The 22,197-nt window shown below is 35.3% G+C and carries 17 protein-coding genes, 1 other RNA gene and 1 other annotated feature; of the genes, 2 read left to right on the top strand and 16 right to left on the bottom strand.

Annotated features, from left to right (window positions below; genetic code table 11):
• Positions 1-14: 14 nt before the first annotated feature.
• From mnmA to cymR, 3 genes are read right to left on the bottom strand one after another with little or no spacing between them, the layout of a single operon-like run.
• Positions 15-1,136 carry a tRNA 2-thiouridine(34) synthase MnmA gene (gene mnmA / locus CW357_RS01665; protein ID WP_119414772.1) on the bottom strand — a complete coding sequence of 374 codons (1,122 nt, stop codon included), beginning with the start codon at positions 1,134-1,136 and terminating at the stop codon, positions 15-17.
• Between the two features lie 19 nt (positions 1,137-1,155).
• Entirely contained in the window at positions 1,156-2,298 is a 1,143-nt protein-coding gene (locus tag CW357_RS01660) for a cysteine desulfurase family protein (protein WP_199670657.1), read from the bottom strand.
• A 15-nt stretch (positions 2,299-2,313) separates the two neighbouring features.
• Positions 2,314-2,733 (bottom strand): cysteine metabolism transcriptional regulator CymR, encoded by a 420-nt coding sequence (gene cymR / locus CW357_RS01655; protein ID WP_119414770.1) that lies wholly within the window; start codon positions 2,731-2,733, stop codon positions 2,314-2,316.
• A 231-nt stretch (positions 2,734-2,964) separates the two neighbouring features.
• Between cymR and CW357_RS01650 the strand changes: the two genes are divergently transcribed.
• Entirely contained in the window at positions 2,965-4,257 is a 1,293-nt protein-coding gene (locus CW357_RS01650) for a replication-associated recombination protein A (protein WP_119414769.1), read from the top strand.
• A 115-nt stretch (positions 4,258-4,372) separates the two neighbouring features.
• On the opposite strand, the gene CW357_RS01645 is transcribed toward CW357_RS01650, so the two are convergent.
• The 9 genes from CW357_RS01645 to hisS all read right to left on the bottom strand — a co-directional run bounded on the left by CW357_RS01645 (position 4,373) and on the right by hisS (position 13,970).
• Positions 4,373-5,236 carry a DUF2785 domain-containing protein gene (locus CW357_RS01645; protein WP_119414768.1) on the bottom strand — a complete coding sequence of 288 codons (864 nt, stop codon included), beginning with the start codon at positions 5,234-5,236 and terminating at the stop codon, positions 4,373-4,375.
• A gap of 512 nt (positions 5,237-5,748) precedes the next feature.
• Positions 5,749-6,987: an ABC transporter permease gene (locus CW357_RS01640; protein ID WP_124217185.1), complete on the bottom strand. Its 1,239-nt coding sequence runs from the start codon at positions 6,985-6,987 to the stop codon at positions 5,749-5,751.
• Positions 6,980-7,879, bottom strand: coding sequence for an ABC transporter ATP-binding protein (locus CW357_RS01635; RefSeq protein ID WP_119414766.1), 900 nt, complete (start codon positions 7,877-7,879; stop codon positions 6,980-6,982). The genes CW357_RS01640 and CW357_RS01635 overlap by 8 nt, the downstream gene beginning before the upstream one ends.
• A gap of 304 nt (positions 7,880-8,183) precedes the next feature.
• A complete protein-coding gene (locus CW357_RS01630) occupies positions 8,184-8,945 on the bottom strand; it encodes a tRNA threonylcarbamoyladenosine dehydratase (protein WP_119414765.1) in 762 nt (253 codons plus the stop codon).
• Positions 8,946-9,314: 369 nt separating this feature from the next.
• On the bottom strand, positions 9,315-9,809 hold the full coding sequence (locus CW357_RS18835) for an amidohydrolase family protein (RefSeq protein ID WP_371683578.1): 495 nt from the start codon (positions 9,807-9,809) through the stop codon (positions 9,315-9,317).
• Entirely contained in the window at positions 9,787-10,347 is a 561-nt protein-coding gene (locus CW357_RS18830) for an amidohydrolase family protein (RefSeq protein ID WP_371683598.1), read from the bottom strand. The genes CW357_RS18835 and CW357_RS18830 overlap by 23 nt, the downstream gene beginning before the upstream one ends.
• Before the next feature lie 208 nt (positions 10,348-10,555).
• Positions 10,556-10,739, bottom strand: a non-coding RNA gene (gene ssrS, locus CW357_RS01620) — 6S RNA.
• A 171-nt stretch (positions 10,740-10,910) separates the two neighbouring features.
• Positions 10,911-12,689 (bottom strand): aspartate--tRNA ligase, encoded by a 1,779-nt coding sequence (gene aspS / locus CW357_RS01615; protein WP_119416153.1) that lies wholly within the window; start codon positions 12,687-12,689, stop codon positions 10,911-10,913.
• Between the two features lie 15 nt (positions 12,690-12,704).
• Complete coding sequence (gene hisS, locus CW357_RS01610; protein WP_124217184.1) at positions 12,705-13,970, bottom strand: histidine--tRNA ligase; 1,266 nt, start codon at positions 13,968-13,970, stop codon at positions 12,705-12,707.
• A 127-nt stretch (positions 13,971-14,097) separates the two neighbouring features.
• Positions 14,098-14,331, bottom strand: a binding site (T-box leader).
• 116 nt (positions 14,332-14,447) lie between these two features.
• On the opposite strand from hisS, the gene CW357_RS01605 reads away from it, so the two are divergent.
• Positions 14,448-16,274, top strand: a complete 1,827-nt coding sequence (locus tag CW357_RS01605) for an SH3 domain-containing protein (RefSeq protein ID WP_164489524.1) — start codon at positions 14,448-14,450, stop codon at positions 16,272-16,274.
• A 54-nt stretch (positions 16,275-16,328) separates the two neighbouring features.
• On the opposite strand, the gene dtd is transcribed toward CW357_RS01605, so the two are convergent.
• The 4 genes from dtd to recJ all read right to left on the bottom strand — a co-directional run bounded on the left by dtd (position 16,329) and on the right by recJ (position 22,047).
• Complete coding sequence (gene dtd, locus CW357_RS01600; RefSeq protein WP_119416156.1) at positions 16,329-16,769, bottom strand: D-aminoacyl-tRNA deacylase; 441 nt, start codon at positions 16,767-16,769, stop codon at positions 16,329-16,331.
• Positions 16,770-16,785: 16 nt separating this feature from the next.
• A complete protein-coding gene (locus CW357_RS01595) occupies positions 16,786-18,978 on the bottom strand; it encodes a RelA/SpoT family protein (RefSeq protein ID WP_119416157.1) in 2,193 nt (730 codons plus the stop codon).
• A gap of 208 nt (positions 18,979-19,186) precedes the next feature.
• Entirely contained in the window at positions 19,187-19,699 is a 513-nt protein-coding gene (locus CW357_RS01590) for an adenine phosphoribosyltransferase (protein ID WP_119416158.1), read from the bottom strand.
• A gap of 2 nt (positions 19,700-19,701) precedes the next feature.
• Entirely contained in the window at positions 19,702-22,047 is a 2,346-nt protein-coding gene (gene recJ / locus CW357_RS01585; protein WP_119416159.1) for a single-stranded-DNA-specific exonuclease RecJ, read from the bottom strand.
• Between the last annotated feature and the right edge of the window lie 150 nt (positions 22,048-22,197).

Here is a 22,197-nt window from a genome sequence, read left to right as displayed (position 1 = left end):
CTATCACCTCTATATTACCCAACGTAAGTTAGTTTTTCGCCATTTTTAAATACTTCATCAATCGTAGCGCCACCTAGACATTCATCTCCATCGTATAAAACAACAGATTGTCCTGGTGTGATAGCACGCGTTGGTTCACTAAAGGTAACTTGCCATTTATCTTCGCCTAAAATTTCTACTTCTACAGGTACGTCCTTTTGACGATAACGGAATTTAGCTGTAGCTTTGAACTTTTTAGGCATTTCGCGATGTGTTGTAAAACTTGTTTTCACTGCAGTTAAGCTAGTAGAAAATAGTTTATCGTTATAGAAGTTTTGACCAACTAATAAGACATTTCTTTCTAAATCTTTTCCTAGTACAAACCATGGATCACCATCTCCGCCGATTCCAAGGCCATGACGTTGTCCAATTGTGTAATACATTAATCCATCGTGTTTGCCCATCACTTGACCATCAAATGTTTCCATATTGCCTGGTTGCGCAGGTAAGTATTGACTTAAGAACTCTTTGAAATTACGTTCTCCGATAAAACAGATACCTGTTGAGTCTTTTTTCTTGGCAGTTGCTAAACCTGCTTCAGCTGCGATTTCACGGACACGAGGTTTTTCTAATTCTCCAATTGGGAACATAACTTTCGACAATTGTTCTTGAGATAATTGGTTTAAGAAATACGTTTGGTCTTTGTTTTGATCGACGCCGCGTAACATTCTTGTTTCACCGTCTCGTACTTCTACTCGTGCATAATGCCCTGTTGCCACATAATCAGCACCAAGTTTTAAAGCATGTTCTAGGAATGCCTTAAATTTGATTTCTTTGTTGCACATAACATCAGGATTTGGTGTACGACCTGCTTTATATTCCTCTAAGAAATAAGTAAATACTTTATCCCAATATTGTTTTTCAAAGTTTACTGCATAATAAGGAATTCCGATTTGATTGCAAACTTTAATGACATCTTCATAATCTTCTGTAGCTGTACAAACACCATTTTCGTCTGTATCATCCCAGTTTTTCATAAAAATACCGATGACGTCATAGCCTTGTTTCTTTAATAAGTAAGCCGTCACAGAAGAATCGACTCCTCCAGACATTCCGACGACAACCCGGGTTTGTGAGGGGTCTTTCGTTACGTTCATATTGTTTCACCTTTTTCTATTATTTCACTAGACGTTTTACGATCTCGATTGTTTTAACTGCAGCTGTTTCAATGTCCTCCAGTGTTAAGCCATAGCCAAAGCTAAAGCGAATAGAGTTGCGGAGTTCATCGGCATCTTTTCCGTACATAGCAACTAGTACATGTGAAGGATCGATAGAACCAGCTGTACATGCAGAACCACTTGAAGCTGCTATACCTGCGATATCCAAATTAACTAAAAAAGATTCTACATCCATTCCTTTAAAGCTAATATTTAAAACATGAGGTAAATAGTCAACTTCATCACCATTTACATGATAAGTGATACCTGCTTGATCTAATTTATCTAAAAATGTTTTGCGGAATTGTTTAAATAATTGTTGTTTTTCTTCAAAACTATCTTGTGCAATTTTTGTAGCTTCTGCTAAACCAACAACTGCCGGTACATTTTCAGTTCCTGCACGACGTTTGCGCTCCTGTTCTCCCCCGAAAATAATTGGTTGAATTTTTGCGTTATCACGTTGATATAAAAAGCCTAAGCCTTTCGGGCCGTTCAATTTATGAGAAGAAACAGATAGTAAATCTACTTGTAATTCATTGACATCAATCTTTTGAATACCAAATGCTTGAACTGCATCCGTATGGAAACTCGCTTGATGATCCTTTAATAAGGCACCGATTTCTTTAATCGGTTGTAATGTACCGACTTCGTTGTTACCAAACATAACTGTTACCAAAATGGTATCGTCTCGAAGAGCTTTTTTTAGATCATCAAGTGAGATCATTCCTTTTTCGTTGACTGGAAGATATGTCACTTCAAAGCCTTCTCTTTCTAGTTGTTGGCAAGTATGAAGTACTGCATGATGCTCGATTTGTGTTGTAATAATATGGCGACCTTCTGCACGTCTTGCATGTGCTGTACCAGTAATCGCTAAATTATCAGCTTCACTACCACCACTGGTAAAGATGATTTCGCGGTCTTTTGCACCAATAGATTTTGCAATTACTGTTCTTGCTTCGTCCAAATATTTGCGAGCATATCGACCAATGCCATGAATACTAGAGGGATTGCCAAAAACTACTCCCATAGTTTCTGCCATCTTCTCAATTACAGCTGGATGCATAGGAGAAGTTGCAGCATGGTCAAGATAAATTTCTTTCATGATAAAAAACTCCTTTTAAATATAAAACATATAGCCATCGTCATTATGTTCTTCTGTATAAGTTGCTAAATCATCAAGTGTTGTTGTTTCAAGTACGTCTTTTACAGCATCTCGAACACGTAACCAAAGCTCTCGTTGTGGTGGAGCTTCTTCTTCAATACCTTCAACAGGTTGAATTGGACCTTCTAAAACTTTAATCACATCTGCTGAAGAGATTAAATGGGGTGCTTTTGACAGCATATAACCACCGTATGCACCACGAACACTTTTTACAAGGCCTGAGTTTCTTAAAGGAGAAACAAGTTGTTCTAAATAAGCTTCTGATAAGTTGTTCTCAGATGCAATTTGTCTAAGTGGGATTGGTCCTTGACCATATTCTTTAGCCAACTCAATCATAATAGTTAGGCCATAACGACCTTTTGTTGATATTTTCATATATACACCTCTAAAATTAGCTATTTGTCTAGATTAAAGTATAGCATATTTCCTTTCATTCTACTCGGGAATGATTTATGATTATTGTTACGAGTTATCGAAACTTGTCTAATTATCAAAACAAGTAATTTTATCTACTACTTTATCACTTATAACATAAATTTTTCTTAGTAAAGATACATTAAATTTACAACAACTTACTGGATACAAATAAATGAAGGAGGTGTCTGCATGCCGAACGAACCACTTGCTTTTCGTATGCGACCACGTAACCTTGATGAAGTTGTTGGTCATCAAGAAATTATTGGACAAAATACTACATTATATAAAATGATAAAAAATGGGCATATACCTTCTATGTTACTTTACGGTGAACCTGGTATTGGAAAAACATCGATTGCCTTTGCAATAGCTGGTTCTTCTAAATTACCATTTTTCGCCTTGAATGCTACACGTGCAGGAAAAAAAGATGTGGAGGATGTTGTAGGCGAAGCAAAATTATCAGGACAAGTCATCTTATTTTTAGATGAAATTCATCGTTTCAATAAATTGCAACAAGATACTCTACTTCCACATGTTGAAAACGGTTCAATTGTATTAATAGGGGCAACAACCGAAAATCCATTTCACGATGTCAATCCTGCCATTCGATCCCGCTGTGGAGAGATTAAGCAACTTAAGAGATTGACAGATGATGATATTGATACATTGATACTTCGAGCTTTAGAAGATAAAGAACGCGGACTAGGTCGTTATAAAATCCGCATGACAGATGATCAACGTACACTCATCGTACAAGCTGCACATGGAGATGCCCGAAAAGCACTAACTCTTTTGGAGTCTGTCTACTATTCTTCAGATGAAGAAAACGATGAGACGATTGTACAAGATTCAATCGTCAAAAATCTAGCAGAACGCATCGGAGTTTATGGGGATAAAAAAGGAAGTCACTTCTATAATCTTATTTCAGCATTACAAAAATCTATTCGTGGAAGTGATGTAAACGCAGCAATCTACTATTTAGCGAACTGTTTGGAAAATGGTGATTTGGTTGCGGTCAGTCGACGATTGCTTGTAATCAGTTATGAAGATATAGGTTTAGCTGCTCCTGAAGTAGGTTCACATGTTCTTGCAGCAGTACAGGCTGCTGAACGCCTTGGAATGCCGGAAGCACGTATTCCGCTTGCACATGCTGTTATTGAAATGTGTCTAGCAGAAAAATCCAATTCAGCTATTGCTGCTATTGATGCAGCAACAGCAGCTATTCACGCTGGTAAAACAGGAGACATCCCGATGCATTTACGAGATGCTCACTATGCAGGTGCAAAAGTACTCGGCGTAGAAGGATATCAATATCCGCATAATACACCTATTGGTACATTTGGTGGCTGGGTAGATCAGCAATATTTACCCGATGAACTAGAAGGCACGGAATTCTACAAACCAGTCATTGCAGGACAAGAAAAACGCATGGCAGGAATCTATGATCATTTGAATAGTTTAAAAAAGAATAGAAAAAAATAGCCTATTTATTAGTAATCTAAGACTATGGACGACCCTAACAAATTTAGAGTTTGTCTATAGTCTTTTTATAGTTTATTTTATCCAAATAAGTAGAACAATAATCATCTTGAATCCATTAGTTATATAAGGATATTACCGACAAACACTTTTTAAGACTATTTCGAAGAGGAATTAAGTCACGATTGGATTCAACTTTAATATAAAAACTTTTTAAGAATGTCTTACAGTTTGAATATAAAAACCAATACTGTTCTTCCTCTATCTGTTCTTTTTGATTTTTTAGTTGTATCGGTATATTTTGCACTAATGTTTCGATCTCTTTTTGCTCCAATCCTCTATTTAACATTTCTAATATGGGAATCAAAATTCTTTCGTCTTCATCATGTATATAAACACTTGTAGAAACGAAAATCTTATTCCATAGCATTTTAAGTATTTCTATAAAGGATTCCTGATTTATTTTTGGATTCTTTATAAGTTCTTCAAAAGCATCAGCTACATGAGCTATACTGTGTGCCCATCCTTTTACTGAAACATAGCCCCTTAAATCATTCTCTAAATTTATATAATCGATTAACCTGTCCTTAATTTTATAAACTGTACTTTTGGAAAGAAAATTATCTTCGTTATCTCTATAAAGAATAAGTGCCACTAAAAGTGAAGTAAAAGATCTTATGAAAACTGTATCCGTTCCATTTTCCTCAATTCCTTTAAATAACAATTCATTTATACTCAAGTCTAAGAGTTTTTTTAACATGTTATGTTCGAGAATATTTTTCTCTATTATTAATTGACAAAATGAGCCATATATCAAGTTGTCCCTTAACTCACTATCAATTGAACCGATATGGTTAATCATTGATTGAACTATAAGCGACTTATTCTTTTCATCCCAGTCGTTTTGTCCATTTTGAATATCCTTTAAAACCATTCTTAGTTCATCTTCATCTAATAAAATTGTGTTTGTAAGTAGATTCAATATTAATCACCTTTGCAGATATGTTTTTTTACAATACTTTTTACTTATCATAATTCAACTTTCGCAGTTGAAATTTCATTTGTCTCTATCCTACATATTTTTTGAATGAAATGTGGTACTTTTGATTGTTAGAAATCTGTTCTTTCTTGACAGATTTATTTATATTTATAAATTTGTATGTTGATTGGAGTGGATGGCGGTGACNTTCTTTCTTGACAGATTTATTTATATTTATAAATTTGTATGTTGATTGGAGTGGATGGCGGTGACTCCTCGAAAATGTATTCACATTTTCTTCGTGCGGTGTAAATTTCGAGGAAGCTAATTCAATGTCCTGCGGGAAAGCGAGACAGGTGAGACCCCGGAACGAAGTGAGGAGGCTCACCGCTCGCCCGCGGAAAGCGTCCGCCAGTAACGGAAATCAACAGATTATCATAGAAAAAAACAAGGCCATCAAGAGTTAAATTCTATGCACCCTGATTTTTCCATTTTAAAAGTTTGGATTTAAGATATTACGTAGTCACTTTCAACACTGTTTTAATCTTTTGAATAACCCCACCAGAACTATAAGTTAGTACGCTTCGTTTATAGAATGAAAAACTAATATAGAACAGTACGATAACTGTAACGATTAAAACAATTAATGCAATAAGTGGTTCTGCAGGTGACAAGTCCGTCGCACCTATTCGAAGCGGCATAACCATCACTGTCGTAAATGGGATAAAAGAAAAGACTTTTACAAGCAATGTATCTGGATTGGATAAACCTGATAACAATACGTAAAAACCCGCCATACCAACGAACATAGCTGGCATCATCGTTTGGCCCGCTTCCTCTACTTTAGAAACAAGTGAACCAAAGAGGGCACCCATAATTAAGAAAAGGAAAATAGATAACAATAAGTATGCAAGAGTGTATAGAACATAACTTATCGATAAATGATCAACAATATCCGCAACTTTCCCCCACTTTTCTCCTCCGTTTACTATTAACAATAGAATAATTTGTACACCAAATATCAATATGACTTGCGTAAATGCCAATAAATAAGTACCCGTAATCTTTGCCAAAAAGTGGGTTGAAGGTTTAACACTTGCAAGTAATACTTCTAACACTCGTGAACCTTTTTCGGAAGCAACATCTGTCGTAATAATAGATAAAAACGAAATAACGATTGAGTAGACTATTGAACCTACTAAAATAGAAGCTCCAATGCCTGCCGCTTTTTCATCCTCGCTCTTTCCACTTTCTTTTTCAGTATTTAAATTTTTCATATTAATCGGCGTTTCAGATTCAATAATTTGAGCTGCTTGTTCAGCCGATAAATTGAGTTGTTGCACCGAATAGATTTTTCCAGCATACTGAATCATCGAAGATAATTTCGTTTGATCATTGAATTCAAGTGGTGTATATGTGGCAATTTCAGCGTTTAACTTACCGTCTTTTTCATTTAGAAAGACTGCCGCATCTAATTTCTCATCTTTGACCTGTTTTTCAATTTTTGCTGAATCATCATTAGAAAAAGAAAATTTCAAATCGTTATCTGATTGAAATACTTCTTTAAAATCCTGTTTTGTATTGTTAATCATAGCAATCTTAAGTGGTTCTTCGGAAAAAAGAGCAGCTTTAATATCAGACCAAAATATAATCCCACTGATAATTGCAACATATAATAATGTCCCAAAAATAAATGATTTTGCTTTAATCTTTTGCTTATAAAGCTGAGTTACTAATATCCAAAATTTAGACATGCTCTCCACCTACCAAGTCTTTGAAGATTTCATCCAGCGATAAATAATCCATACTAAACTTCTCCATATATTTTCCTTTTCCAAGAGTATCAAATAATTGTTCTCCGTACGATTCATCTTCCAATAATAAGGTGAAACCATCTTTTGTTTCTTTAACATTCCCAACACCAGGAAGGGCAAATAGTTGTGATTTATCCAGATCTGTACGGATACTTAGTTTAATCTTGCCGTATTGCTCCTTTAAATCTACTAAACTACCAGTAAATAAAGACTCACCTTTTTTTAATATACAAAGATGATCACAAAGCTCTTCCACATTATCCATTTGATGACTTGAGAAAAGAATCGTTGTACCTTTTTCTTTTAGATATAAAATTGCATCCATTAATAATTGCCGATTAACAGGATCAAGACCACTAAAAGGCTCATCTAATATAAGAAACTCTGGTTGGTGAATAAAACTTGCGATTAACTGTACTTTTTGCTGATTTCCTTTTGACAGTGTTTCAGCCTTTGCTTTTCGTTTATCATCCAATTCAAATCGAGTAATCCAGTAATCTACTTCTTGTTTCAAATCCGTCCTAGTCCACCCTCGTAATACACCAAAAAAATAAAGTTGTTCTTCTACTGTCATAGTAGGGAAAATACCACGTTCTTCTGGCAAATAGCCAAGTACATCTCGATTGACTCTATTCATCGGTTGACCATTCCAAGATATATTCCCCTCAGTCGTATCCTGTAAATCTAAAATCATACGAAATGTTGTAGTTTTTCCAGCTCCATTCTGTCCTATTAATCCAAAGATTTCTCCTTTTTCAATAGTAAAAGATAGCTGGTTCACTGCTTTAAAATCATGATACCTTTTTGTAACTTGCTCGATTACTAGTGCCATAAACCTTCTCCTTTTTTAAAAATTCTGAACATAATACTTATACGTTTCTAACCACGATATGTATTCACCTTAATTGAAATTAAATAGATATGGTTATCATAAATAAAATGTTTGTCTCTTTTGTAAGACAAAATAGAAAAATCACAACAAAAGAACTTGATGCTACAGTTAAAATTATATATCAATTTAACTAATAATGGTAAAAAATAAAATTTCATATTACCATATTTAACTAATATTCCTATTACATAATAAAAACCGTATTCACAGATTAATGTGTAAATACGGTTTTGGTAAATATATATTAGCCTTGTACTCGATTAATTTTAATATCTTTCAAAATATCACGTACTACCCAGCTTGCAGCTATTAAACCTGCTGTAGAAGGGGCAAAAGCATTTGATGATGGTGGCATTTTAGCTTTTCTAATTTCAGCATCCGGTTTACCAACTGTTTCGGCAACATCTGGTCGAATAACAATTGGACTTTCATCAGAGAAAATAACAGGAACACCTTTTTTAATGCCATCCTTACGTAATTTTAAACGAATGACTTTAGCAAGTGGGTCTGTATGCGTTTTTGATATATCTGCGATTTTAAAACGAGTTGGGTCCATTTTGTTGGCAGCACCCATACTAGAGATAATTTTAATCTTTCTTTTTAGACATTCTTTAATAATATGAATTTTGTATTTCACAGTATCTGAAGCATCAATGACATAATCAGGTTGATAGCTAAAGAATTTTTCATATGTTTCTTCTGTATAGAACATATGTAAATCGATTACTTCACATTCCGGATTAATATCCGCAATTCTTTCTTTCATAACTGCTGATTTTGATTTACCGATTGTAGATATATAAGCAACTAATTGACGGTTAATATTCGTAATATCAACATCATCCTTATCTACTAAAATAATTCGACCAACACCACTTCTTGCGCATGCTTCAGCAGCAAATGAACCAACACCACCAACGCCTAGAATGGCAACGGTCGTATTTTTTAGTTTATCTAAACCTTCTTGTCCAATTGCAAGCTCATTTCTTGAAAATTGATGTAACATGAACGTCTCTCCTATTAATAAAGTAATCCTATTCTTTTACTTATATAATTGCTCCATCAAAAATATAAACCTAAAGTATGTAACAATGCAAGTAAAGTATAGAAAAAACTCTAGTTTACATCTTTCCTAAATTGACACCGCAATACTTTTGAGTTCTAACATTCAACATCAATACCCTCTGAAAAAATTACTTCGGATAATTTTGCAAGAGCTTCTTCTACATCTGATCCTTCTGCAGAAATTGTAATTTCTGCCCCTGATAGTTACTTTCCCTATTCGTTTATGTTAGTTTTTCAATTAAGCATATAATGTTGCTTCATTTTATTTCATCTAAATCAGACAATATCTTTAGATTTTGCTATTAATTACTTATAGACTGTTGTCGAATACAATTTTGCCTTGGCGAATTGTTTTTTGCACATATAATTTTTGATCAAGTAGCACAAAATCCGCATCTAATCCCTCAGCAATATGACCTTTTGACGTAATACCCATTTGTTTACATGCATTTGTAGAAGACATAGCAACTAATTCTTGGAGTGTGCAATTTGTAGCTTTTCGCATGTTTCGAACTGCTAAATCCATCGTTAATACACTTCCAGCTAAGGAGCCATTTGGTAAATATGCTCCTTTTGGTGTTAGATGAACTAGTTGTCCACCTAAATCGTAATGACCGTTTGGTTCACCTTTTGCTCTCATTGCATCCGTAATAAGAATAATATTATTTGCCCCTTTGACACGGTAAGTAAAGTCAACTGCTCTTGGATGAACATGGATAAAATCAACAATCAACTCTACCTTCACATTTTCAGATAGCAATACGCCTCCCACTACTCCTAATTCACGATGATGGAAAGGTCGCAAATTCAAAACCACCATTTACTTCTGGTGCAACTGTGATTTCTTTTATTTTATAGCCACTTAATCTTTGCCATTGTGTGAATTGATCAATAGATGGGGGAATAATATGTTCTACTGGTTGTGCGCCAGCACATTTTTTTGAAATATATGGACCTTCAACATGAATACCAATAACTTCTGCTTCATTTTCTGCACTTTCAAAGTTAGCTATATTCTTTAAAGCCGATTCAATTGCTTGTTGTTCTTGTGTCATAGTAGTAGCTAAAAAGCTAGTTGTCCCCTCTTTAACTAATGATCTTGCTATTATATGAAGTGACTCTGTTGTTGCATCCATCGTATCTTTTCCTGCTGATCCATGAATATGCATATCAATATAGCCTGGAAAAAGTATTTTGCCACTACCATCAATTTCTTTATCCGCTTTTAATCGAAGTGAAGATCCAATTTTTTTGATTTTCCCGTCTTCAACAAGAATATCTGCAATGTACTCTTTTTCGTTTGCATTAATAATCTTAACTCCAGATATAAACAGTGTTTGCACCAATATCATACCCCCTTTTTTACAGGCTATAGAAATACTTATTATCTATTTAATGTATTTTATTAATGTATTCTGACGTTATGAATTTAGCATCTAACTATATAAAACGATTTTCGTATTTTGAATAATCCGTATCCTTATATTAATAATGATGCACCAAAAAAACTCCAATCCTATTAGAATTGGAGGTTAATGGTCTCTTTAAATAGCAAATCCCAATTATGCCGTTGTTTTTACAAATCGCTTTGAACCCGCACTCTTTGCAGGTGGGTGTCGTATTTGAAACTTTAAAAGTCCCATTACAGGCATGTTTGCCATTCCAAAATGACAACTCCCAACGATATTATGTTCGGTCAAAACTGATTAAGTTTCAACAAACATATCAGGATTTGCTGTTGATTTAATACTAACATTAATGTTCAGAAAAATCAAAATAAATAATGATAATTATCTGTTAAATTTGAAAATAAATCTCCCTTTTCTATACATAAAAAGAGGATATCCCATAAGTGTGATTACACGCTTATAAAGATATCCCCTTATTTAAAAGCTTTTAGATGAGTCTAGTCTTCGTCGGCTAAAGTTTTAGTACGAATGTGTAAGTCATCTAATTGAGCGGTTGCAACAGAACTTGGAGCATCTGTTAGTAAGCAACTTGCTGAAGCTGTTTTAGGGAATGCGATTGTGTCACGTAAATTATCGCGACCAGCTAATAGCATGATGAAACGGTCAAGACCGAATGCTAAACCACCATGTGGAGGAACGCCGTATTCAAATGCATCCATTAAGAAACCAAATTGTTCTTGTGCTTGTTCTTGAGTGAAACCAAGTACTTTGAACATTTTTTCTTGTAATTCTTTTTCATAGATACGAAGTGAACCACCACCAAGTTCGTAACCATTTAATACGATATCGTATGCTTGAGCACGAACTTCGCCAGGAGCTGTTTCCATTTTATCAAGATCTTCATCAAATGGACGTGTGAATGGGTGGTGAGCTGCAGTATAGCGTCCTTCTTCTTCTGAGTATTCAAGTAATGGCCAATCAGTAATCCATAAGAATGCGAATTGTGATTCGTCAATTAAGTTTAATTCTTTACCTAGTTTTTTACGAAGTGCACCTAGAGCATCAGCAACAACAGATTTTTTATCTGCTACGAATACTAATGTATCTCCTGGTTCTGCTTTCATGCGTTCAACTAATTTTTGACCATATTCATCTTGGAAGAACTTACCGATAGGACCTGTAAGACCATCTTCAGTGACTTTAATCCATGCAAGACCTTTTGCACCATAACGGCCAACGAATTTTGTTAATTCATCTAAGTCTTTACGAGAATATTTGTCGTTTGCACCTTTAATGTTAAGACCTTTAACTTGGTTACCTGCTTCAACTGTTTGAGCAAATACTTTAAAGTTACATCCATCAACAACATCTGTTAAATCGATTAACTCTAAACCAAAACGAACATCTGGTTTATCTGAACCATAGCGAGACATTGCTTCGTCATATTTCATACGTTGGAATGGACGTGGAATATCGATTCCTTTAATTTCTTTCATCACTTTTTGGATTAAGCGTTCGTTAATATCAAGAATTTCTTCTTGTGTTAAGAAACTCATTTCCATATCGATTTGAGTGAATTCTGGTTGACGATCAGCACGTAAGTCTTCATCACGGAAACAACGAGCGATTTGGAAGTATTTTTCAAATCCAGATACCATCAATAATTGTTTAAATAATTGTGGTGATTGTGGAAGTGCATAAAATTCACCTTCGTGAACACGTGATGGAACAAGATAATCACGAGCACCTTCAGGAGTTGATTTTGTTAAGATAGGTGTTTCCACTTCTAGGAAGCCTTCATCTTGTAAGAAGTTACGTACAACTTTTGTTACGTCAGAACGTAATTTAAATGTTTTATACATTACAGGACGACGTAAATCTATATAACGGTATTTTAAACGTAAATCTTCGTTTACTTGGATACGATCTTCAATTTGGAATGGTGGTGTTTTTGATTTGTTGATTAATGTTACTTTATCAACATAAACTTCAATCATACCAGTATCTAAGTTAGGGTTAACCATATCTGGTGTACGTGGACGTACTTCACCTTCTACTTCGATAATATATTCACTACGGAATGTATCTGCAAGATCTAGTGCCTCTTGAGAGTTTTCTGGTGTGAACACAACTTGTGTTAAACCAGTACGGTCACGTAAATCGATGAAGATTAAACCACCGAAGTCACGACGATATTGTACCCAACCTTTTAATACGACGCGCTCGCCAATATTTTCAGCGCGCAAAACTCCACATTCATGTGTGCGTGTTGCCATGTATGATTCCTCCAATTAATGTGTTTGTAAATAGTTTACCAAGTCATGGAATGGTACTTTTTCTTGGTTGCCTGATTCCATATTTTTCACACTTGCAGCATTTTCTTCTAGCTCTTGTTCGCCAAGTACAATCACCCATTTAGCACCTTGACGATCAGCTGCTTTCATTTGTGCTTTCATTTTACGACCTGCGTAATCTAGTTCTGTCGCAATACCTTTTGTACGGAAAGTACTTGCAAGCTCTACAGCCTTTTCCTTTGCTGCATCGTCCATTGCGACGATGAATAGATCAAGTGAAGAATCTGTATCAAGACTCTTTTCTTCAGCTTCAAGAGCTAGTAATAAGCGTTCAATACTCATCGCAAAACCGATACCAGCCACATCAGGACCGCCAACTTCTTCAACTAGTCCGTGATAACGACCACCACCACAAAGTGTTGTAATTGAACCAAAACCTTTTGATGTACTCATAATTTCAAATGCTGTGTGGTTATAGTAGTCAAGACCACGTACAAGGTTAGGATCCACTTCATATTCGATTCCTAAAACATCTAAATAATGTTTTACTTGCTCAAAGTAAGTTGCTGATTCTTCGTTCAAGAAATCTGTTAAAGCAGACGCAGTAGCCATTAATGGGTTGTCGTGATCTACTTTACAGTCCAAAATACGAAGAGGGTTTTTCTCTAAGCGATTTTGGCAATCAGAGCAAAATTCATGAATATGCGGTTGGAAGTGATTAATAAGTGCTTCACGGTGCGCATCACGAACCTCCTTGTCACCTAGTGAGTTAATGACTAATTTTAAGTCTGTTAAACCAACAGCACGATAGACATTCATCGCTAGTGAAATAACTTCTGCATCAATAGCAGGGTCTTTACTGCCAATAGCCTCAACGCCAAACTGTACGAATTGGCGATAGCGACCTGCTTGTTGGCGCTCATAGCGGAACATTGGACCAATATAAGATAATTTAACTGGTTGGTCAGGTTGACCGAACATTTTATGTTCTACATAAGCACGAACAGCACCGGCTGTACCTTCTGGGCGAAGTGTTAAAGAACGACCACCACGGTCTTCAAATGTGTACATTTCTTTTTGAACGATATCTGTTGTATCGCCTACACCACGTTGGAATAATTCAGTAGACTCGAACATTGGCGTACGAATTTCTTCATAACGATACGTATGGCATAAATGACGAATAATTCCCTCAACTTTTTGCCATTTTTCTGATTGACCAGGCAGAATATCTTGTGTGCCTCTAGGTACTTTAAAACTCATAACAGTCTCCTTTCTATATTTAATAGCTCAACCAACTAAGCTGCCAACTCAATTTCGGATAGTTTGAATAATTGAGATTGTCTAAAATCCCAAAGAAAAATAAAAAAGCCCTCATCCCCTGCATTACGCAAGGGACGAGAGCTATTAAGCTTCCGCGGTTCCACCCTAGTTGATCTAGCTAATACTAAATCCTCTCAAATCGGATAACGGCCGATACCGTTTTCCCCTACTAGATAAATCGTTCGAAGAAAAGCCTCTCAAGTGTTTTTCACTAATCAGTACTATAGAAAAGCTTTCAGCCACGTCTTTTCCTCTCTAAAAAGTACTTTTTGATCGTTACTTTCTTGGTCATAGGCATACATTTTTTCTTAAAGATTACTTCATATGATAACATTTCAGCGAAATATGTCAACTGTTTGAAAAAACTTATAGTTTTTTATCTCTTTTCATCTTACAATGGAAGAAAGGAGGAAGAAAATGAATACTATTAAACTAAATACAGCGACTATTGTCTCAATTTGTCTAGTTTTAATCTTTTCAATGTTCGCAGTAGTTCCCAATGCAAATGCCGCTTATACGAAGTTAAAGGTTACTGCAACTTCGCTTAATATTCGAACTGCTCCTAACACTAGTTCAAAAGTCATGACGACTGTAAAGAAGAATACTACTTTGCTAAAGGTAAAGAAAAGTGGAAATTGGTATCAAGTGAAGTATAAAAACAAAACGGGTTGGGCTTCTGCCAAATATTTAAAAACTGTCAAAACAACGGTTTCAACCGCATCAACTACTTCAAAAATTGTTACTTCTAAGACGGACAACCTTAATATTCGAAAATCCAATTCCATTAACTCTAAATCATTAGGAAAATTAAACAAAGGAAAAACTGCTACATATATCCAACAAAAAAATGGTTGGGTAAAGATTAAAACTTCAAGTATTACTGGTTGGGTTAGCGCTACATATGTAACAATTTCTAACAAAGCTAAAACTACAAGTCCTAAAATCACAAATGCAAAAAAGAATTTATACTTTGTCGTTACAGCTAACTCTTTAACTGTAAGATCAAAACCAGATTCGTCTTCAAAATTTTTAGCTTATGTAAAGAAAAACGAATCTCTATTAGTTTCTCGTATTGCTAGTAATAATTGGGTTGAAGTAACATACCAAACAGGAAAAAAAGGTTGGGTTTCTGCAAAGTATGGTACTCAAAAAGTTAAAGAACCTACTACAAGTTCTATCACTGTTGTTGTACCAGAAGAAACTACCTACTATTATGTTACAGAACCAACCGGTCTAACAATAAGAGATAATTATAGTGCAAGTGCTAAATCTCTTGGACAAGAAGTACCATTTGAGACAAAGGTCCAAATTTTAAAACAAGCAAGTAACGGATGGATTTATGTCAATTACGATGATATTGAAGGTTGGATTAACGGTAGTACTTACTATGGATTTGCTTCCACAAAGAACATAACATTTACTGCTGAAAAACCATCTAAAACAAAATACTTTGTGATGAAATCTGGTACTTTAAATGTTCGCTCTTTACCAACTACTGCAGCTCCTTCTCTTGGTAAAGTTTCGAAAGGAAACTACTTTAAAGTTTTACGAGTGTCTAATAATAATTGGGTTGAAGTTCAATATACATCAAAACAAAAAGGTTGGATTTCAGCGAATACCGCAAGTAGTAATATCACTACTAAGAAACCAACAACAACCGTTTCTGACAGTGTTAAAGGCTCTCTAAAAGGGATCAAAATCGTCATTGATGCAGGCCACGGTAAACAAGATAACGGCGCTTCTGGTAATAAGGTTGTAGAAAAAACATTAAATTTAAAAGCCGCAAAAGAAATTCAGGCTGCGATTGAAAAAGTTGGCGGAACAGTGTACATGACACGTACTAATGATGATCAGTTCTTAACACTTGATCAGCGTGCTGCCTATGCAAAACAAAAAGGTGCAAATGCCTTTATTAGTGTTCATCACAATTCTGCTAGTCCATCTGCTACTGGCTATGAAAGTTATTATTCAAGTTCAGCTAAAGTAAGTAGTAAAAAATTTGCAGAAGCCATTCACAACGGTATTAAAGATGCTGTTGAAGAAGAATACCCTCATTACAACGATCGTAAATTAAGAGCAATGGACTTTTACGTTGTAAGATATAATTCTGTTGTTTCTGTACTATTAGAACTAGGCTTTGTGTCAAATTCTTCAGACGCTAAATTAGTAAATACGAATGCATATCGTGAAACTGTAGCAAAAGGTGTTGTAAACGGTCTTTTATCTTATTATGGTCGTGATTAACATCTAATGAAATGCCAACAAAAAACACCTGATTTATAATCAGGTGTTTTTTGTTTACTTAGATTCAAGAATAATTGTAACAGGTCCATCATTTGTTAGTTTTACATCCATCATTGCACCAAAGACACCTGTTTCAACATGAAGTCCCAGTGCACACAGAGTACTATTAAAGTATTCCCATAGACCAAACGCTTCTTCAGGGCGGGCTGCATCTGTAAAACTTGGCCGATTCCCTTTTCTTGTATCAGCATATAAAGTGAATTGGGAAACGGATAAAATGTCTCCCCCATGTTCTTTAATAGAGTGATTCATCTTACCTTCATCATCTTCCCAAATACGCATTTTAACAATTTTCTTTGCTAAGTAATCTGCATCATCTTTTGTATCTCCATGTGTAATTCCAACTAATAACACATATCCTTGATCAATTTTCCCTGTTACTTTTCCATCCACTGTAACAGATGCTTCTTTACTTCGTTGCAAAACGACTCTCATTAAAATATCTCCAATCTTAGTGCATTACACGTTGAACAGAATAAACATCTGGAATTTGTTTCACGCGATCTACTACTTTATATAGATGTTGAATATGTTTGATTTGCAAAGTTAGACTAATGGTAGCAATTTTATCACGATCAGTTCGGGCACTAATACCGCTAATCGAAGTTTTCGTTTCTGTAACGACTTGTATCACTTCGTTTAACAAGCCTACTCTGTCAAAGCCTGAAATTTCAATATCTACATTGAATAATTTATGTTGTTCTAAATTGTGTCCCCATTCAACATCGATTAATCGTTCACGATCTTCTGATGTTTGGATATTCGAACAATCTGCACGGTGTACAGAAACACCACGGCCTTTTGTGATAAAGCCAACTATGTTATCACCTGGTACCGGATTACAACAACGAGATAAGCGAATGAGTAAATTATCCAATCCCTTAACAATTACACCTGTTTCAGTAACCTTTTCTTTTGAAGGTGCTTTCATCTCTTTTGTAATTTTCTCTAAAGTTTCCTCTTGACTACGTTGTTTTCTGACACGCTCAGCAAGGCGATTAACGACTTGAAGAGCCGTCATACCATTAAATCCTACAGCTGCAACTAAATCATCTTCGTTGGCATAATTCATTTTCTCACATACACGTTTAAAGTTTTCAGATGTAAGAATTTCTTTTGGATCAAACCCTTGTTCAATGATTTCCTTTTCAATCATTTCTCGACCTTTGTTGACATTATCTTCACGCAATTGCTTTTTAAAGAATTGCTTAATCTTATGCTTTGCTTGTGACGATTGTGCAATATTCAACCAATCTCGGCTCGGTCCAAATGATTGTTTAGAAGTCATAATTTCTATAATGTCACCTGTTTTTAAAGGTGTATCAAGAGGCACCATTTTCCCATTTACTTTGGCACCAATTGTTTTGTTACCGATTTCTGAGTGTACACGATAAGCAAAATCAATTGGTACTGAACCTGATGGTAATTCAATAACATCACCTTTTGGAGAAAATACATAAACCATATCAGAAAACAAATCGAATTTAAGAGATTCCATAAATTCTTCTGCATTAGAAGACTCATTTTGGAATTCTAAAATTTCACGGAACCAAGTTAACTTATTATCAATATTCGATTTATTATTATCTACTGTTTTGCCTTCTTTATATGCCCAATGCGCAGCAACCCCGTATTCAGCAATTTTATGCATATCTTTAGTACGAATTTGGACTTCTAGAGGATCTCCATATGGCCCTATTACAGTTGTATGAAGTGATTGATAAAGGTTTTGCTTTGGCATTGCAATATAGTCTTTGAAACGACCCGGCATTGGCTTCCAAAGCGTATGGATAATTCCTAGTACTGCGTAGCAATCTTTAATACTATCCACAATGACTCGTACAGCTAGCAAGTCGTAGATTTCGTTAAATTGCTTGTTTTGCAATACCATTTTGCGATAAATACTATAAATATGTTTCGGACGTCCTGATAAATCCGCATTAATGCTGATATCATCTAGTTGAACATGAATTTCATCCATTACAGATTTTAAATAGTCCTCACGTTCAACTCGTTTACGTTTCATCAGATTGACAATGCGGTAATATTGCTGAGGATTTAAATAACGAAGAGCAGTATCTTCTAACTCCCACTTAATAGCTGAAATTCCTAGACGGTGAGCTAATGGAGCAAAGATTTCAAGTGTTTCTTTTGAGATACGGCGTTGTTTTTCGACTGGTAAATGTTTTAACGTTCTCATATTATGTAATCTGTCTGCTAATTTAATGAGAATGACACGTATATCTTGCGCCATTGCTACGAACATTTTGCGATGATTCTCGGCTTGTTGTTCTGCTTTTGACTTATATTTAATTTTCCCTAATTTTGTAACACCATCTACAAGCATTGCGACTTCTTCACTAAATTGTTCAACCAGGTCTTCTCGTGTGACAGGTGTATCCTCAACGACATCATGCAAAAAACCTGCTGCAACTGTTTCTGGATCCATTTGTAAATTCGCCAAAATACCTGCAACTTGTACAGGATGTAAGATATATGGCTCACCTGAACTTCTGAACTGTTCTTTATGTGCATCCTTTGCCAGTTCATATGCTTTTTTTACGAATGCAACGTGTTCTTCATTCATATATGATGTTAGAATTGAGAAAACTTCTTCTACTGTCATCACTTGATCTTTCGCCATGTTAGCCCACCCTATTTCATAATTTTTCCGATTAGGTATAAAGTTAATTGTATAAAAAAAATAGCCTATTTGTAAAGGCTATTTCCTCGAAAAAATTGATAATTCGACAAATTTCACATAGTTTTGAAGCAATATCTTCAAGGATTCACAATATGTATTAAAAATCATAAAAGAAAACCCTCATGCAAATGCAATGAGGGCTAAAAGATTAGTATTTCATAAGTGTAAAGACATCATAATTTTGAATTTTATCGCGGCCATGTAATTCTTCTAATTCGATTAAGAAAGCACATCCGACAACTTCCCCACCAAGTTGTTCAACTAAGCGAATTGCCGCATCTACTGTACCACCAGTAGCTAGTAAATCATCTACGATTAATACTTTTTGACCTGGTTTTACTGCGTCTTTATGCATTGTCAATGTATCTTTACCGTATTCAAGGCCATAATCTGCAGTAATGACTTCACGTGGTAATTTACCTGGTTTACGTACTGGTGCAAAACCTATTTCAAGTGCATAAGCAACCGGACATCCTGTGATAAATCCACGTGCTTCTGGACCTACGATCAATTCTGCTCCAACTTTTTTTGCATATTCTACAATTTGGTCGGTTGCATATTTATATGCTTTACCATTATCCATAATTGTTGTGATATCTTTAAAAGAAATACCTTCTTTAGGCCAATCTTCTACGATTGTCACATATTGTTTTAAATCCATTATTATTGTTCCTCCTCAGAAACTGATTGACCATTTAAACGAAGGTCAAACCACTCTCTTAAATCCTTATAGGGTGCATACAATAGGGTTTGTTCTAAATCCATTTGTTGCGCGCGTTGTTGATAGATTTTCGCACTTGTTAACTCTTTTTTCGGTGGATGATCTACAACTTTCGCGAGTCCATTCTCTATTGTAACAAATCCAAGTTCAAAAAACACCTGTGTCATAAAAATAAGCATATCTCGGCTCCAACCTTTATGCTTTGCCAACTCATTTAAATGTTGTCGTAATTGAAATACTTGTCTTTTTCTTAAAAAAGTATAATACCAGACAAACTGCTCTCTTGTAGGCATTCCATCAAAATAATGAGAATCTGGGATGTAAAAATGTGCATAAATTCTGCTTGGTTTTACATTTTCTAAAAGCTGCTCTAACATTTGAACATTTTGTGGCAAATCTAAAACTACAATATATTTCATACAACTTTCTTCTGATATATCATCCGAATAACTTTGAATTTTTTTAGGTATTAAAGATTCATAATAGTTTAAAGTTTCTTCCCTGAAAGCTATAAAAGTTGCACTTTCAAGTGGGATTGTTTGGAGCCACCTAGCAACTTGTCTAATTCCTCTAAGATCAAATAATTGCCATTCATCAGTATGAACATCTTGTAACATCAATTGTGGCTTCTTTTTGCCATTCCATTCATTAATTTGTAAATCGCCTGCAAAGTATACTTTGATACCATATGTTAACTCGTCAGCAAGATACCCTTTATGGAATCCTACAGCATCAAGTTCATAATTATTTGAAACTATTTGTATTTTTATATGATCTTCGTTAGCACCAATTTTTCGCATTGATTGGATTGAAGCATCTTCAATTCCATAGACAGGTTTAGCAAAGCTAGTGCCAAACGGTCCAAGCATACGTACATCTTCGATTGCATGTATATCAATTTCCTCAAGAGTAAGCGGTATATCAATATCTAAAACAGGTGTTAAATCCTCTTCTGTTAAACATTCTCTAGCTTGCTTGTCTAATCGATAGCGCAGTTCGTCAACATCTTCCATTGCGAGTGTCATCCCTGCAGCCATAGGGTGCCCCCCAAAAGCCGGTAAGATATCTCTATTTTTTGCAAGCTCTTTATACATATGGAATCCTTCTATAGAACGTGCAGAACCTTTGGCAATCCCTTTTTCCACATCAACTGAAAGTATAATAGTTGGTCTGTAATATTTTTCTACTAATCTTGATGCAACTATTCCAACTACTCCAGGGTTCCATCCTTCTTCTGCAATGACTAATACTTGTGAATTTCCAATTTCTTCATCATTTTCAACCATTGTAATAGCTTGTTCAGTTATATTTTTAACCATTTCTTGCCGTTCTTTGTTCTGCTCGTTCAAATATTCGGCCATCGACATCGCTTCAGACATATCTTGAGACATTAAGAAGTCAACACCAGGAGCTGCATCTCCCAATCTTCCTAATGCATTTAATCTTGGCGCAAAAGCAAAACCAATTGTTTCTTCATCAATTTCTTGTTGATTTACACCGGATACTTTGGCTATTGCTTTAATAGCGGGTCTCGTAGAATATTGCAGTGCTTCAATACCAGCTTTTACTAGATATCGATTTTCATCTAATAGTGGAACTAAATCGGCTACAGTCCCGATTGCCGCAATTTCCAATAAGTGCTTTGGAAATTCTCCATATAATGCGTGTGCCACTTTAAATGCAACACCTACACCAGCCAATTCTCCAAAAGGATAATGTCCATCTGGGTGTCTTGGATGGATGATAACATCTGCTGGAGGTAGTGTTTCACCTGGTTCATGGTGGTCCGTGATGATTACATCCATCCCTAACTCTTTAGCCAACTGAACTTCTTTGTTTCCAGCAATCCCATTATCCACAGTAATAATAAGTTGATAGCCTTTTTCATGTGCTTCTCTAAATAATCTTTCACTAGGCCCATAACCATCGGTAAATCTATTTGGAATCATATGTGAGACATCAGCTCCTAAATCTTGAAGCGCCGTTTTCATCACAGTTGTACTTGTAATCCCGTCAGCATCGTAATCCCCATATATTAATATTTTTTCTCTATTTTGTATGGCTTTATTTATTCGTTCAACAGCTTCTTTCATGCCGTGCATTTCAAATGGGTCATGGATAGCATGCTCATCTATCATTAAAAAAGCACGAGCTTCTTCAATTGTTGTGAAACCACGTGCTACTAAAATTTTTGCTGATATAGAAGAGATTTTAAGTCCGTCAACAAGATTTTTCACTAGTTGTTCATCTGGGCGATTAATACGCCATCTTTTTTCAGTTGCTGTCATTATGTCACTTCCTCATGAAATTCATTATACAAAATATATGCTCATTATTGAAAGTAGAATACTATTTTAAATCGAATGCGTGGATGATAGAGATAGAATAGCCAAAGAAAAGAGACATTTTCTGTTTAAGTTTGAACAAAAAGCGTCTCT

The organism is Rummeliibacillus sp. TYF005, from assembly GCF_003844195.1.
Taxonomy (GTDB): domain Bacteria; phylum Bacillota; class Bacilli; order Bacillales_A; family Planococcaceae; genus Rummeliibacillus.
This window is presented reverse-complemented; position numbering and strand designations above follow the sequence as displayed.